The sequence below is a fragment of the Mycobacterium szulgai genome (genome assembly GCF_002116635.1).
GTDB classification, from domain to species: domain Bacteria; phylum Actinomycetota; class Actinomycetes; order Mycobacteriales; family Mycobacteriaceae; genus Mycobacterium; species Mycobacterium szulgai.
Window position 1 is genome coordinate 97,639 of the sequence record NZ_LQPW01000010.1, and the last position, 14,319, is coordinate 111,957.

General features: G+C 68.5%; 11 protein-coding genes and 1 pseudogene. 5 read left to right on the forward strand and 7 right to left on the reverse strand.

Going from position 1 to position 14,319, the window contains the following annotated elements; genetic code table 11:
- Positions 1-4 precede the first annotated feature (4 nt).
- From mnmA to AWC27_RS02520, 4 genes and pseudogenes are all read right to left on the reverse strand, one after another.
- Entirely contained in the window at positions 5-1,093 is a 1,089-nt protein-coding gene (mnmA, locus tag AWC27_RS02505; protein ID WP_085669036.1) for a tRNA 2-thiouridine(34) synthase MnmA, read from the reverse strand.
- Entirely contained in the window at positions 1,094-2,296 is a 1,203-nt protein-coding gene (locus tag AWC27_RS02510) for a cysteine desulfurase family protein (RefSeq protein WP_085669037.1), read from the reverse strand. It abuts the gene before it with no gap.
- Between the two features lie 126 nt (positions 2,297-2,422).
- Positions 2,423-3,274 (reverse strand): annotated as a pseudogene (locus AWC27_RS02515) (lysophospholipid acyltransferase family protein); the annotation flags it as partial.
- Positions 3,275-3,282: 8 nt separating this feature from the next.
- Complete coding sequence (locus AWC27_RS02520) at positions 3,283-4,122, reverse strand: GNAT family N-acetyltransferase (RefSeq protein WP_085669039.1); 840 nt, start codon at positions 4,120-4,122, stop codon at positions 3,283-3,285.
- Positions 4,123-4,469: 347 nt separating this feature from the next.
- Between AWC27_RS02520 and AWC27_RS02525 the strand changes: the two genes are divergently transcribed.
- A complete protein-coding gene (locus AWC27_RS02525; RefSeq protein ID WP_085669040.1) occupies positions 4,470-6,122 on the forward strand; it encodes a PE family protein in 1,653 nt (550 codons plus the stop codon).
- Between the two features lie 21 nt (positions 6,123-6,143).
- Here AWC27_RS02525 and AWC27_RS02530 read toward each other — a convergent pair whose 3' ends face one another.
- Positions 6,144-7,100, reverse strand: a complete 957-nt coding sequence (locus tag AWC27_RS02530) for an electron transfer flavoprotein subunit alpha/FixB family protein (protein WP_085669041.1) — start codon at positions 7,098-7,100, stop codon at positions 6,144-6,146.
- A 34-nt stretch (positions 7,101-7,134) separates the two neighbouring features.
- A complete protein-coding gene (locus AWC27_RS02535; RefSeq protein ID WP_085669042.1) occupies positions 7,135-7,926 on the reverse strand; it encodes an electron transfer flavoprotein subunit beta/FixA family protein in 792 nt (263 codons plus the stop codon).
- A 207-nt stretch (positions 7,927-8,133) separates the two neighbouring features.
- Here AWC27_RS02535 and AWC27_RS02540 point away from each other — a divergent pair, with 207 nt between their 5' ends.
- The 4 genes from AWC27_RS02540 to AWC27_RS02555 all read left to right on the forward strand — a co-directional run bounded on the left by AWC27_RS02540 (position 8,134) and on the right by AWC27_RS02555 (position 13,266).
- Complete coding sequence (locus AWC27_RS02540) at positions 8,134-8,943, forward strand: class I SAM-dependent methyltransferase (protein WP_085669043.1); 810 nt, start codon at positions 8,134-8,136, stop codon at positions 8,941-8,943.
- Positions 8,940-10,529 (forward strand): 1,4-alpha-glucan branching protein domain-containing protein, encoded by a 1,590-nt coding sequence (locus AWC27_RS02545; RefSeq protein ID WP_139836721.1) that lies wholly within the window; start codon positions 8,940-8,942, stop codon positions 10,527-10,529. The genes AWC27_RS02540 and AWC27_RS02545 overlap by 4 nt, the downstream gene beginning before the upstream one ends.
- A 100-nt stretch (positions 10,530-10,629) precedes the next feature.
- Positions 10,630-11,874, forward strand: coding sequence for a glycosyltransferase family 4 protein (locus AWC27_RS02550; RefSeq protein ID WP_085669045.1), 1,245 nt, complete (start codon positions 10,630-10,632; stop codon positions 11,872-11,874).
- 27 nt (positions 11,875-11,901) lie between these two features.
- A complete protein-coding gene (locus AWC27_RS02555; RefSeq protein ID WP_085669046.1) occupies positions 11,902-13,266 on the forward strand; it encodes a TIGR01777 family oxidoreductase in 1,365 nt (454 codons plus the stop codon).
- A gap of 122 nt (positions 13,267-13,388) precedes the next feature.
- On the opposite strand, the gene AWC27_RS02560 is transcribed toward AWC27_RS02555, so the two are convergent.
- Positions 13,389-14,030, reverse strand: a complete 642-nt coding sequence (locus AWC27_RS02560) for an NAD-dependent epimerase/dehydratase family protein (RefSeq protein ID WP_245846794.1) — start codon at positions 14,028-14,030, stop codon at positions 13,389-13,391.
- Positions 14,031-14,319 lie beyond the last annotated feature (289 nt).

Sequence of the window (14,319 nt, forward strand, 5' to 3'; positions counted from 1 at the left end):
CGGGTCAGGCCCGGGCCAACCGCGAGGTGCCGGCGATGGTGGCGCTGCCAAGCACTTCGTCGCCGTCTGGATCCGGCCGGTAAAGCACCACAGTCTGGCCCCGCGCGACGCCCCGAAGCGGGGCATGTAAGCGCACAGCGAGTTCGGCGCCGCTCAATTCAGCTGTGGCACTGGCGGTTTCACCGTGCGCCCGAACCTGCACTTCGCACTCGAGGGGCCCTGCCGGTGCGGTTCCGGCGGTGAAGATCGGCGCCCGCCCGGTCAGCGCGTGCACGTCGAGCTCGGCCGCCTCGCCCACGTGGACTGTTGCGGTGTCGGCGTCGATCTGCGTGACGTAGCGTGGGCGGCCGTCCGGTCCGGGCCCGGCAATGCCCAGCCCTTTGCGCTGGCCGATGGTGAACCCGTGCACTCCGTCGTGCTCGGCGAGCACCGCGCCCTCGGAATCGACCACGGCACCGCGGCGCACACCGATGCGTTCACCCAGAAATGCGCGGGTGTTGCCCGAGGGAATGAAGCAAATGTCGTGGCTGTCAGCCTTGTCGGCGACGGCCAGACCGCGGCGGGCCGCCTCGGCGCGAATTTGCGGCTTGGGGGTGTCCCCGATCGGGAACGCCGCGTGCCGCAGCTGCTCAGCGCTCAGCACCGCCAGCACGTAGGACTGATCCTTGTCACGGTCGACGGCACGGCGCAGTCGCCCCCCGGACAACCGCGCATAGTGTCCGGTTGCCACGCAGTCGAAACCCAGCGCCAGCGCTCGCACCGACAGGGCCGAGAACTTGATCTGCTGATTGCACCGCACGCACGGATTGGGGGTTTCGCCGCGGGCGTACGACGACACGAAATCGTCGATCACATCCTGCTGAAACTTTTCCGCGAAATCCCATACATAGAACGGGATGCCGAGCACGTCGGCAACGCGGCGGGCGTCTGCCGCGTCTTCCTTGGAGCAGCAGCCGCGCGACCCGGTGCGCAGGGTGCCCGGTGCGGCGGAGAGCGCCAGATGCACGCCGACCACGTCGTGACCGGCTTCGACCATCCGGGCGGCGGCGACCGACGAGTCGACACCACCGCTCATCGCGGCGAGAACCTTCACCTACGGAGCCCCCGCGGCGGCCAGAGCGGCTCGCCTGGCACGCGCCACCGCACCCGGTAACACGTCTAGAGCCGCGTCGACATCGGCGTCAACACTGTTGTGCCCCAATGAAAGACGCAGCGATCCGCGGGCGCTGGCGGGATCGGCGCCCATCGCGATCAACACATGCGAGGGCCGCGCGACGCCGGCCGTGCAGGCCGAGCCGGTCGAACATTCGATTCCGTTGGCGTCCAACAACATCAACAGCGCATCGCCTTCGCACCCGCGGAAAGTGAAGTGCGCGTTGCCCGGTAGCCGCTGGGGGTACCTCCCGCTTGCGGGGGACGGATCGTGAGCACCGTTGAGGCGAACATCGCCGATTTCGGCGAGCACACCGTCGACCAGGCGGTCCCGCAACACGCGTAGCCGGGCGCTGTTGACCTCCAGCCCGTCGACTGCGATCTGGGCCGCGACGGCCATCCCAACTGTACCGGCGACATCCGGTGTGCCGGAACGGATATCGCGTTCTTGACCGCCGCCGTGCAATATCGGCACGCAGGCGACATCGCGGCGCAGCAGCAAGGCGCCCACGCCGGGCGGGCCACCGAACTTGTGTGCGGCCACGCTCATCGCCGACAGTCCGCTGGCTCTGAAATCGACCGGCAGCTGTCCGACCGCCTGAATGGCGTCGCTGTGCATGGGGACGCCGAATTCGGCTGCGACGGCGGCCAGCTCGACGGTGGGCATGATGGTGCCCACCTCGTTGTTGGCCCACATCACCGATACCAGCGCGACATCATCGTGGTCCTGCAGCGTCTCGCGCAGCGCCGTGGCCGACACCGAACCGTCGGCCGCGGTGGGCAACCAGGTCACCTGGGCGCCTTCATGTTCGACGAGCCAGTTGACCGCGTCCAGCACGGCGTGGTGTTCCACCTCAGTGGTGACGATGCGCCGACGGCCGGGTGCTGTGTCGCGGCGCGCCCAGTAGATCCCCTTGAGCGCTAGGTTGTCGCTCTCGGTGCCGCCCGCGGTGAAGACCACCTCGGATGGGCGCGCGCCCAGCTTTTCCGCGATCAGCTCCCGCGATTCCTCGATCCGCCGGCGCGCCGTACGCCCGGAAGTGTGCAGCGACGAGGCATTGCCGACGGTACCCAGGACGGCCGTCATCGCCTCGACGGCCGCGGGGTGCATCGGGGTGGTGGCAGCGTGATCCAGGTAGACCATGACCCGCCCCACGATACCGGCCGGCTAGGCGACCCCAAACTTGCGAGCGGGCGGGAAAGCTGCACCATCAGCCACTTCAGCCACAAAGGCACCGTCGCGCCCTGGATACCCAATCCCAGAACGCGATAGCGCGGGCGCTATCAACCTCGAGTGCTGCCCTATCCGCCGTGGTTCACCGGCCTGTATTGCCGACTGGCAGCGCCTGGCCAAGTCCCGGCGATCGCCGCCCGGCAGCTGCAACGACTCCACCCGCAAACAGGCCACCGTGCGGCGCACCCGCAGCAGCCGGTAGACCGACCGCAACAAGGTGTCGTCGCCGATGTAGGCCGGCGCGGTCGACACGCTGCCGTCGACGTGGTGATACGACAACCGCAACGGCTGAACGGGTCGGCCGGCGTCGATTGCGGCCTGAAACATCGCCGGATAGAAGCTCCCGTAGGCCCGACCGCACCATGTCGTGCCCTCGGGAAAAGCCACCACCGTGTGACCGGCGACCAGCCTGCGGGCGACGGTCTCGACCACGATGGGCAGCCGTCGCAGACTGGACCTCTCAATCGGGATGATCTTCAGGATGCGCGCCACGATCCCCGTCGCGCGTCCGGTGAACATATCGGCACGGGCGACAAACGACCCCGGCAAAACCGCGCCGATGGCGAACGCATCGAGCCAGGACATGTGGCTACTCACGACCAGTACGCCACGCAGATTACGAATTGGACTGCCCGAAACGGTGATTCGGACACCTAGGCAGCGCAGCACCAGTCTGCAGTAGGCGCGCTGGGCGTGGGTGCGGCCGGGCAGCGGCACCCCCAGCAGGGGCACCCCCGGTGCCAGCAACAGCACGAGCGCCACGCGCAGCGCTACCCGCAGCGCCACCAGCACCGGCCGGGAGGCGGGTGTGGCGTCCATGCCCACACAATTGATGTCACACGATGCGCGGGGTAGCCAGGAGTGTCCGAGGGCTGCGGGAGCGCGCACCGGGCTGGTCATCGAGACGCGCCGCCCGCCATCTCGGCCGCCGCCGATACCGAGCGCAGTCGCTTGAGATATCGGGTGTCGGCGTCGCGTTTTGCCAGCAGCACGCAGAAGTCGCCGACGCCGAAATCCGGGTCGTGCGCGGGCTCGCCGCAGACACGGGCGCCCAACCTGAGATAACCGCGCATCAGCGGCGGAATCGTCGGCCGTGCAGGCGGCTCGATGTCGCCCAGTCCCCTGCCGTCGACGGACACGGGCCGATAGGGCCGTACCCGGTACTGCGCCGGGTGGCGGCTCAGCACGAAATCGCGCACACCGCGGATCTGGCTTCCCGGTACGTCGGCCTCGCTGCGCACCGCTACCGACACGCAACCGGTCACATAGTCGTAGTCGCAGCGGTCCAGGTAGGCCAGGATGCCCGCCCACATGAGCAGCACCACCCCGCCGTTGCGGTGGCCGTCGCGAACCACCGCGCGGCCCATCTCCACCAACGACGGCCGCAGCGGGTCGAACGCGCGCACGTCGAACTCGGTGGCGGTGTAGAGCCCCCCGGCGGCGATGGCGCCCGGCGGCGGCAACATCCGATAGCAACCGACCAGCTCGCCGGTGTCGTCGTCGCGGACCAGCAGATGGTCGCAGTATTCGTCGAACCGGTCGACGTCGCGACCGTCGCTGGCCGTCGGTAACGCAAAGCCCGGGGTACTGCTGAAGACGTCGTAGCGCAGCCGCTGTGCGGCCTCGATGAGCGATGGGTCGGTGGAAAGCAAGAGGGAATAGTGCGGTCCGGAAGACCGCCCGGTTACCGCGTCGTGGGTTTTCTCGCTGGGTATGAGGACAGAAGCGATGCTCATGGGAAACAACGTGGCCCAGCCGGTCAGCTAACCGGCATCGACGCTGTGACATGTCGGTGCACGTCAGATGACTAGATATCGCAGCAACCGGCGGCGTTCATACCAACATTGCCGGGCGTTGAATGCGGGCTCACTATTCGCCGAATACTTGCCCTGATCAGATGCGCTGGCGCCAGTTACGCCAAACGACGACCACAAACCCGCGCTCGCGATACAGGGCGCCCCGCCGATCCGTCAATAACGAACGGTCAGGAGGACGCTGTTGTCGTATCTGGTGGCAATTCCAGACGTGCTGAGCGACGGCGAAGACCCCCTCTTCTCCGGCTAGACGGCGATACGCTGATCCGATGTCTTTTCTGATAGCCGTTCCGGAGTTGCTGGGCGTAGCGGCAAGGGATCTGGAAAACGTCGCAGCGACGCTGAACTCGGCCAACCTGGCCGCAGCACTCCCCACCACAGGCTTGGCGGCCGCCGGCGGTGACGAGATATCGACGGCAATCGTGGCGGTGTTTGGCAGCCACGCCCTGCAATATCAGGGACTCAGTGCCCAAGCAAACTCGTTTCATCAGCAGTTTGTCCGCGCATTGAGCAGCGCCGCAGGACAGTACGCCGTTGCCGAGGCGCTCAACACTTCCCCACTGCAAAGCGCGCTGGATCTGATCAACGCGCCCACCCAGACACTGCTGAACCGGCCGCTGATCGGAAACGGCGCCAATGGCAGCAGTCCCGGTCAGCCCGGCGGCGCCGGCGGGCTGTTGTACGGCAACGGCGGTAACGGCGCGCCCGGGACGAACGCTGGAGTCGCCGGCGGAGCCGGCGGCGCCGCGGGATTGATCGGCAATGGCGGCAACGGCGGCGCCGGCGGGCCCGGCGCGGCCGGCGGTTCCGGCGGAAGCGGCGGCTGGCTGTATGGCAACGGCGGCAGCGGCGGCGCCGGAGGGGCGGCGCTGCCGGCCGCGACCGGCTTCAACGGGTCCAATGGCGGGGCCGGCGGTGCCGGTGGAGCCGCCGGTTTGTGGGGCACCGGCGGGGCCGGCGGTGCGGCGGGATTGTTCGGCGCCGGCGGACAAGGTGGCGCCGGCGGGACCGGCGGGCTTACCGGGCTCGCTCGCAGCGGCCAGGGTGGCGCCGGCGGTGACGGCGGCGGTGGCGGGTGGCTGTACGGAAATGCCGGGGCCGGCGGCCAGGGAGGCGACGGCGGGACGGCAACCTACAGCGGCACCGGCGGCGGACTTGTCATCGGCGTGACAGCCGGCAGTGGCGGCGCCGGCGGAGCCGGCGGCGCCGCCGGGCTGCTCGGTGCCGGCGGAGCCGGAGGTGGCGGTGGTGCCGGCGGATTGTGCGCCAACCAGGCAGCAGGTGACGGTGGCCAGGGCGGCGACGGTGGTCGCGGCGGTTGGCTATACGGCACCGCCGGTTCGGGCGGGCAGGGCGGCGTCGGCGGCAGCGCGACATTCAACACCGGCAAAGGCACAACCACCACTGGTTTTGCGGGCGGCAACGGCGGCGCGGGCGGCAGCGGAGGTGCCGCGGGGCTGTTCGGAGTTGGCGGATCTGGCGGCTCAGGCGGAGCCGGAGCGCAAAGCGGAAGCGCGGCCGGCGGGAGCGGCGGGGCGGGCGGCACCGGCGGCGCGGGCGGAATGCTTTTCGGCACCGGCGGTATCGGTGGGCATGGCGGGGTCGGCGGAGATGGCCTCAATGAACCGGGTGGCGCCGAAGGCACCGGCGGTAACGGCGGTAACGGCGGCAGCGGCGGAGTCGGCGGGCTGTACGGCAATGGCGGCGCGGGCGGCGCCGGTGGCGGCGGTGGCACAACCTATCTGGATGGGTTGAGCGGCGGCAATGGCGGCAATGGCGGCAACGGCGGGGCCGCACAGGTGATCGGCGCAGGCGGTACCGGCGGGTCCGGCGGCGTCGGCGGCATCGCCGGGCCAGGCGCCAATAACGGCGAAAATGGGCAAGCCGGCGTCACCGGTACCGACGGCCTGCTGGCCGGTTAACCGGCCAGCAGGGCTACAAACTCAGCCCTTGCGGGCCTTGATCGCGTCGGTCAGCTGCGGTGCCACCTTGAACAGGTCACCGACCACGCCGTAGTCGGCGATCTCGAAGATCGGCGCCTCTTCGTCCTTGTTGACCGCGACGATGGTCTTGGACGTCTGCATGCCTGCGCGGTGCTGGATGGCACCGGAAATGCCCAGCGCGATGTAGAGCTGCGGCGACACCGTCTTACCGGTCTGGCCCACCTGGAACTGGCCCGGGTAGTAGCCGGAGTCGACCGCGGCGCGCGAAGCGCCCACAGCCGCCCCCAGCGAGTCGGCCAGCGCCTCGACCACGCTGAAGTTCTCCGCACTGCCCACACCGCGGCCACCCGACACCACGACCGTGGCTTCGGTCAGCTCCGGCCGGTCGCCGGCAACCGCGGGCTCACGCGAAGTGACCTTGGTGGCGTTCTCGGCGGGAGCTGGCACCTCCACGTTCACCTGCTCCCCTGCACCGGCCTGCGGCTCGGCGTCAACGGCGCCGGCCCGAACGGTGATCACCGGAGTGTCGCCATTAGCGTGCGCGTCGACGGTGAACGCGCCTCCGAAGATGGAGTGGACGCCCACCCCGCCCTCTTTCACCTCGACGACGTCGACCAGGAGCCCCGATCCGATGCGGGCTGCGAGCCGGCCGGCGATCTCCTTGCCGTCCGCGGAGGCCGCCAGCAGCACGCCGGCCGGCGACGCCGATTCGGCCAAGGATGCCAGGACGTCGACGACCGGAGTGATCAGATACTGGTCGACGACGTCGGACTCGGCGACGTAGATCTTGGCGGCACCAGCCGCCTTGAGTCCGTCGATCAGCGGGGCGGCCGTGCCCGGGGAGCCCACGACCACAGCGGACGGCTCGCCCAGCACCCGGGCGGCGGTGATCAGTTCGGCGCTGACCTTCTTCAGCGCGCCTTCGGCGTGCTCAACGAGCACCAGTACTTCAGCCATGGTTTATTCGCTCTTCTCGTCTTAGGGGGCTCGTTTAGATGATCTTTTGACTGACCAGGTACTGAGCGACCTGGTTGCCGCCCTCGCCCTCGTCGGTGACCTTCTCACCCGCGGTCTTGGGCGGTTTGGGTGTCGAGGACAGCACCGTCGAACCCGCATTGGCCAGCCCGACCTCGTCGCCCTCGACGCCGATCTCGGCCAAGGTCAGCACGGTCACTTCCTTCTTCTTGGCGGCCATGATGCCCTTGAAGGACGGGAAGCGCGGCTCGTTGATCTTCTCGTTGACGCTGACCACCGCGGGCAGCGTTGCCTCGAGCATGAAGACACCGTCGTCGGTCTCACGCTCGCCGGTGACCTTGCCACCCTCGACAGACAATTTGCGCAGGTGGGTGAGCTGCGGCAGGCCCAGGTACTCGGCGATGATGGCCGGCACCGCGCCACCCACGCCGTCGGTGGCCTCGTTGCCGGCGATCACCAGCTCGGTGCCTTCGATGGTGCCAAGCGCGCGCGCCAGCGCCCATCCGGTCTGGATGACGTCGGAACCGTGCATGCCGTCGTCCTTGAGGTGGACGGCCTTGTCGGCGCCCATCGACAGCGCCTTGCGGATTGCCTCGGTGGCGCGCTCGGGGCCCGCGGTCAGCACAGTGACGGACCCTTCTCCGCCCTCCCGCTCACGGATTTGCAGCGCTTCTTCCACAGCGCGCTCGTTGATCTCGTCCAGCACCGCGTCGGCGGCCTCGCGGTCCAGCGTGTAGTCGCCGTCGGTCAGCTTGCGCTCCGACCAGGTGTCTGGGACCTGCTTGATCAGCACCACGATGTTCGTCATGGTTGTGGTTCGTCCTCCTCGAAGGCGTCCGCAGCGCTCGACTGCCGGACCTGGGTCACGCGATTCGCAACCGCACGCGGAGATGTTACTAGACGGTAACTTTGTGCAGACTGCCCTCACACCATAGCGGGTAGTGCTGGTCATTCCTTCCCCTGCACCCGGTGCCCGGTTCGCGAATCGGGTGCCAGGGGTTAGCCTGCCTTAGCAATGAGCGCATTCGTTCCCGACGTTCCCCACGACGTGCCCGCCGATACTTCGGGGGCCGTCGATACCGTGCTGACGCTGACGGGTGAGCGCACCATTCCCGACCTGGACATCGAGAATTACTGGTTTCGCCGCCACGAGGTGGTCTACGAACGGCTGGCACCCCGCTGCGCCGGCCGGGACGTGCTCGAAGCCGGCTGTGGCGAAGGTTACGGCGCCGATCTGATCGCCGGCGTCGCCCGCCGTGTCGTCGCGGTCGACTACGACGACGCCGCAGTGGCGCACGTGCGCAGCCGCTACCCGCGGGTCGAGGTGATGCAGGCAAACCTCGCCGAGCTGCCGCTGCCAGACGCGTCGGTGGACGTCGTGGTGAACTTTCAGGTCATCGAGCACCTGTGGGACCAGGGCCAGTTCGTGCGCGAGTGCGCGCGGGTACTGAGGCCCGCCGGGGTGCTGATGATGTCCACTCCCAACCGGATCACCTTCTCCCCCGGCCGCGACACCCCGATCAACCCCTTCCACACCCGCGAACTCAATGCCGACGAGCTCACCGAGCTCCTGGTAGGCGGCGGCTTCACCGACGTGTCGATGAGCGGGCTGTTTCACGGCGCGCGGTTGCGGGAGATGGACGCGCGGCACGGCGGTTCGATCATCGACGCGCAGATCGCAATGGCGCTGGCCAGCGACGAGGGAGCGCCCTGGCCGCCCCAACTGGCCGCCGACGTCGCGGCGGTCACCACCGCCGACTTCGACATCAGCAGCCGCGATATCGACGAGAGCTTGGACCTCATTGCGATCGCGGTGCGCCCTTGAGCACGGCGAGTTCCGGACCAGCCCCGGTGCCCGGGCTGTTCACCCTGGTCCTGCATACCCACCTGCCCTGGCTGGCCCATCACGGCCGCTGGCCGGTCGGCGAGGAATGGCTCTACCAGTCGTGGGCGGCGGCCTACCTGCCGCTGTTCCGGGTGCTGCAGACGCTGGCCGCCGAGGACCGCCACGGACTCATCACGCTAGGTATGACGCCGGTGGTCAACGCCCAGCTGGACGACCCGTACTGCCTCGACGGAATGCACCACTGGCTGGCCAACTGGCGGCTGCGCGCCGAAGAGGCGGCCACCGTACGGACGGCACCCCGCTCGAAATCGGCCGGCTATCCGTCCTGCACACCAGAAGCATTGCGGGCCTTTGGAATTCGCGAGCGGGCCGAGGCCAGCCAGGCACTCGACGACTTCGCCACGCTGTGGCGCCACGGCGGCAGCCCGCTGTTGCGCGGCCTGATCGACGCCGGCACCGTGGAACTGCTCGGCGGGCCCTTGGCTCACCCGTTCCAACCGTTGCTCACCGTGCGGCTGCGCGAATTCGCGCTGCGCGAAGGTCTAGCCGATGCACAGCAGCGGCTGGCGCACACCCCGACCGGTATCTGGGCTCCCGAATGCGCCTACGCGCCGGGCCTGGAAACCGAGTACGCGGCTGCCGGCATTTCCCACTTCATGGTCGACGGTCCGTCACTGCACGGCGACACCGCGCTGGGCCGGCCGGTGGGCGCCAGCGACGTGGTGGCGTTCGGGCGCGACCTGCAGGTCAGCTACCGGGTGTGGTCGCCTAAATCCGGCTATCCCGGTCACGCCGCCTACCGCGATTTCCACACCTACGACCACCTCACCGGCCTCAAACCGGCTCGGGTCACCGGGCGCAATGTGGCGTCGGACGCCAAGGCGCCCTACGACCCCGAGCGTGCCGACCGCGCCGTCGACGTTCACGTCGCCGACTTCGTCGACGTCGTGCGCAACCGGCTGCTCTCGGAGTCCGAGCGCATCGGGCGGCCCGCTCACGTAGTCGCCGCCTTCGACACCGAACTGTTCGGTCACTGGTGGTACGAAGGCCCGACCTGGCTGCAGCGGGTGCTGCGCGCGTTGCCCGCAGCCGGGATACGGGTGGGGACGCTGCGCGACGCGCTCAACGCTGGATACGTCGGCGAGGCCGTCGAATTGCCGCCCGGCTCTTGGGGTTCGGGCAAGGACTGGCAGGTGTGGAACGGCGACCAGGTGGCCGATCTGGTCCAGCTCAACAATGAAGTGGTCGATACGGCGTTGACCACGGTCGACAAGGCTCTTGCGCAGACGGCATCGCTGGACGGACCGCTACCCCGCGATCAAGTAGCCGACCAGATTCTGCGCGAAACACTGCTCACCGTTTCCAGCGACTGGCCGTTCATGGTGAGTAAGGACTCGGCGGCCGACTACGCCCGTTATCGCGCCCATCTGCACGCGCACGCCACCCGGGAGATCGCCGGGGCGCTGGCGTCGGGCCGCCGCGACAGCGCACAGCGCCTGGCCGAAGGGTGGAACCGCGCCGACGGCCTCTTCGGCGCTCTCGACGCAAGAAGGCTTCCCCGGTGAACGCCTCTTCCCGCGAGCGTGCGGGTCGGCACGCCGACACGCGGCTCTGGGCGGCATTCTGCGCACGCTCGCGACCTAGTTTTGCCAGGGGGCTACGCCGGTGAAGATTTTGATGGTGTCGTGGGAGTACCCGCCGGTGGTCATCGGCGGGCTGGGCCGGCATGTGCACCACTTGTCGACCGCCCTGGCCGCTGCCGGTCACGACGTCGTCGTGCTGTCGCGCCGGCCCACGGGCACCGACCCCAGTACCCACCCGTCCTCCGACGAGATCAGCGAGGGCGTCCGGGTGATCGCGGCCGCCCAGGATCCACACGAGTTCAGCTTCGGCAACGACATGATGGCCTGGACCCTGGCGATGGGCCACGCCATGGTGCGGGCGGGCCTGACCCTGAAACGGCATGGCAGCGACCGCCCGTGGCGCCCCGAGGTGGTGCATGCCCACGACTGGCTGGTCGCCCATCCCGCTATTGCTCTGTCCCAATTCTATGACGTGCCAATGGTTTCCACGATCCACGCGACGGAGGCCGGCCGGCATTCGGGGTGGGTGAGCGGGCCGATCAGCCGTCAGGTGCATGCCGTCGAGTCGTGGCTGGTGCGCGAATCCGATTCGCTCATCACATGTTCGGCGTCGATGCGCGACGAGATCACTGAGTTGTTCGGTCCGGGGCTGGCCGAGATCTCGGTGATTCGTAATGGGATCGACGCACGCCGCTGGCCGTTCGCCGCCCGTCGCCCACGCACCGGCTCCCCCGAGCTCCTCTACGTCGGACGGCTGGAGTACGAGAAGGGGGTACACGACGCGATCGCCGCGCTGCCCCGGATCAGACGTACGCATCCCGGCACCACGCTGACCGTGGCCGGCGGCGGCACCCAACAGGACTGGCTCATCGAGCAGGCGCGTAAGCACAAGGTATTCAAGGCAACTCAGTTCGTCGGCCACCTCGAGCATGCCGAGCTGATGGCGGCATTGCACCGGGTGGACGCCGCCGTCCTGCCCAGCCACTACGAGCCGTTCGGGCTGGCCGCGCTGGAGGCCGCCGCCGCGGGCACCCCGCTGGTGACCTCGAACATCGGCGGTCTGGGCGAAGCGGTGATCAACGGCGTCACCGGAGTTTCCTGCCCGCCCCGCGACGTGGCCGCCCTGGCCGCCGCGGTCCGCACCGTGCTCGACGATCCGGCCGCCGCGCAACGGCACGCCCGCGCCGCCCGGGAGCGCCTGACCGCCGACTTCGATTGGCAGACGGTGGCCAAGGAAACCGCGCAGGTGTACCTGGCCGCAAAGCGTGGCGAACGACAGCCGCAACCCCGGCTGCCCATAGTCGAGCACGCGTTGCCCGATCGCTAGCCGACCCGTACCGGTAACGTCGGGCTGATGGGGCTGCAGTATGTGAGCGTGGTCGATGCGCCACTCGATGAGGTATTCGCCTGGCACGCTCGTCCTGGAGCGTTTCGCCGGCTGTCGCCGCCCTGGCAGCCGATGCGGTTGGTCACCGAGGCGGCATCGCTCAAGGACGGCCGGTCGACGCTGGCGTTTCCGGGCGGCATGCGCTGGGTCGCCGACCATCAGGCCGATTCTTATGATCCGCCAAGGCGTTTCGTCGACACCATCGGCAGCGACGGTCTGTCCTCACTGCCGCCCCGCATTGTCGGGCGGTGGCGGCATACCCATGAGTTCGAGGACGCCGGCGACAACCGCACTCGGGTCATCGATCGGGTGGACACGCCGGTACCCGGGTTCGCGCTGCGCGCCATGTTCGCCTACCGGCACCGTCAGCTGGCCGACGATCTTGCCGCCCACCGGCTGGCGGCCGAACATGGCCTGGCCCTGACAACGGTCGCGGTGACGGGCTCGTCGGGACTGGTCGGTTCGGCGCTGGCGGCGTTCCTGAGCACCGGCGGCCACCGCGTCATCCGCCTGGTCCGGGGCAACCCACGCAGCGAAGACGAGCGACGATGGAACACCGATGCTCCAGATCCGGATCTACTCGCCGGCGTCGATGCCGTGATCCACCTGGCCGGCGCCTCGATTGCCGGACGATTCAACGACAAGCACCGCAATGCCATCCGCGCCAGCAGAATTGGGCCGACGCGGCGGCTGGCCGAACTCGTGGCACCCACGCAGGTGTTCATCTCGGCGTCGGCGGTCGGGTACTACGGATACGACCGCGGCGACGAAGTCCTGACCGAGGACAGTGAGCGCGGCGACGGCTTTCTGGCCGACGTCGTCGCCGATTGGGAGGACGCGACCACCCCGGCAGAGCAGACCGGGGCCCGGGTGGTGCGGGTGCGCACCGGTATCGTGCAATCCCCACTCGGCGGCACGCTACGGCTGATGCGTCCGCTGTTCAGCGCTGGGCTCGGCGGCCGGCTGGGTGACGGCCAACAGTGGCTGTCCTGGATCGGTATCGACGATCTGGTCGACATCTATCACCGCGCGCTGTGGGACAGCTCGCTATCGGGTCCGGTGAACGCAGTTGCGCCGCAACCGGTTCGCAATGCCGACTACACCCGCACACTAGCCCAGGTGCTGCACCGGCCCGCGGTCTTGCCGGTGCCGCCGCTGGGTCCTCGGCTATTGCTCGGCGCCCAGGGCGCGCGCGAACTCGCGTGCGCCAGCCAGCGGGTGAGTCCGGCCCGGTTGAACCGCGCCGGGCATCGGTTTCGCCACCCCGACCTCGAGTCGGCGTTGCGCCACATGCTTGGGCGTACCAAGTTCAGGGCACCCGCCGCACCGTAAGCGGTCCTTTGGATAGGTCGCGCGAGAGCGCCGGCGAATGACCGGGGACGAAGGACAAGGCTGCGGGTGCCCACTTGGCGCACAAACCCGTTGACGAAGTCCGTCAAAGCCTCCGGCGCCGATCACCGCGGCGACCAGTCAAGCTCGGCCTGGGCGCGATCAGTACCCAACAACGGCACCGAGAAAGCCGGGTCCAGCCAGCCGCGGTCGATCGGCTGCACCCGGGCCCGCCAGGATGCCTGCACCAGCGACCCCAACACACCCGACGGCAGGTGAACGGGCTTGGCAGACAGGGCCTCAGCAATGTCGTTGCGGCGCACCGAGGGCTCAGCGGCGAGGTTGAACGGGCCTAGCGCGCGGCGCTCGATCGCCCTCAGGCAAGCGTCGGCCACGTCTTCGGCGTGCACCATCGACACGTTGAGTGAGCGGTCCAGCGGCAGGATGGGTAAGCATCGCAACCACCCGGGGTCGACGTAGGCCGGCACGGTGTAACGCCGCAGACCCGCCGCGGCGTTGTGCTGCAGGATGAAACCCGGACGCAGCGGGGTAATGCCCACTCCGTAGGGCTCATCGAGTTGATAGCCGTCAAGCATTTGCTCTACCGCGGATTTGGCCCTGCTGTAGGCGGAGGACGGCACGCCCGCCGTCGACTCGTCAACTTTCTGTCCGTAACGACCAGCCGCGTAGGCCCCGACCGACGACATGTGCACCAGATGTGGTACTTCGGCAAAGTGGGCCGCGCGCACCACCGCCCTTTTCGGCACACTCAAACAATCGCGACGGGGTAAAGGAACGCCACCGCAGCGTTGTTACTCCCACGCGCGAGACCCCGAAGGTCATTGAACGAAGGGTATTGGCGCAATATAGCCACGGAACGAACCAACACAGTCGTCACGCTCACGCCGCAGGTATCGAAAACATCTGTGCGCCTTGCCGTTTCAGTCTCGCACACAGGCACCGCAGACAGCCATCGTCTCTTTCTCATCGCGGCCGTTGAGGACTACGCTGCTTACTAGGTTGAGTTCACAGCTGATAGTCGCGGGAGCGGTTGTA

Excerpts from the sequence above, each read along its gene's own strand:
- AWC27_RS02510 (WP_085669037.1), bottom strand. The coding sequence starts at position 2,296 with ATGGTCTACCTGGATCACGCTGCCACCACCCCGATGCACCCCGCGGCC.
- AWC27_RS02520 (WP_085669039.1), bottom strand. The coding sequence starts at position 4,122 with ATGAGCATCGCTTCTGTCCTCATACCCAGCGAGAAAACCCACGACGCG.
- AWC27_RS02525 (WP_085669040.1), top strand. The coding sequence starts at position 4,470 with ATGTCTTTTCTGATAGCCGTTCCGGAGTTGCTGGGCGTAGCGGCAAGG.
- AWC27_RS02530 (WP_085669041.1), bottom strand. The coding sequence starts at position 7,100 with ATGGCTGAAGTACTGGTGCTCGTTGAGCACGCCGAAGGCGCGCTGAAG.
- AWC27_RS02535 (WP_085669042.1), bottom strand. The coding sequence starts at position 7,926 with ATGACGAACATCGTGGTGCTGATCAAGCAGGTCCCAGACACCTGGTCG.
- AWC27_RS02540 (WP_085669043.1), top strand. The coding sequence starts at position 8,134 with ATGAGCGCATTCGTTCCCGACGTTCCCCACGACGTGCCCGCCGATACT.
- AWC27_RS02555 (WP_085669046.1), top strand. The coding sequence starts at position 11,902 with ATGGGGCTGCAGTATGTGAGCGTGGTCGATGCGCCACTCGATGAGGTA.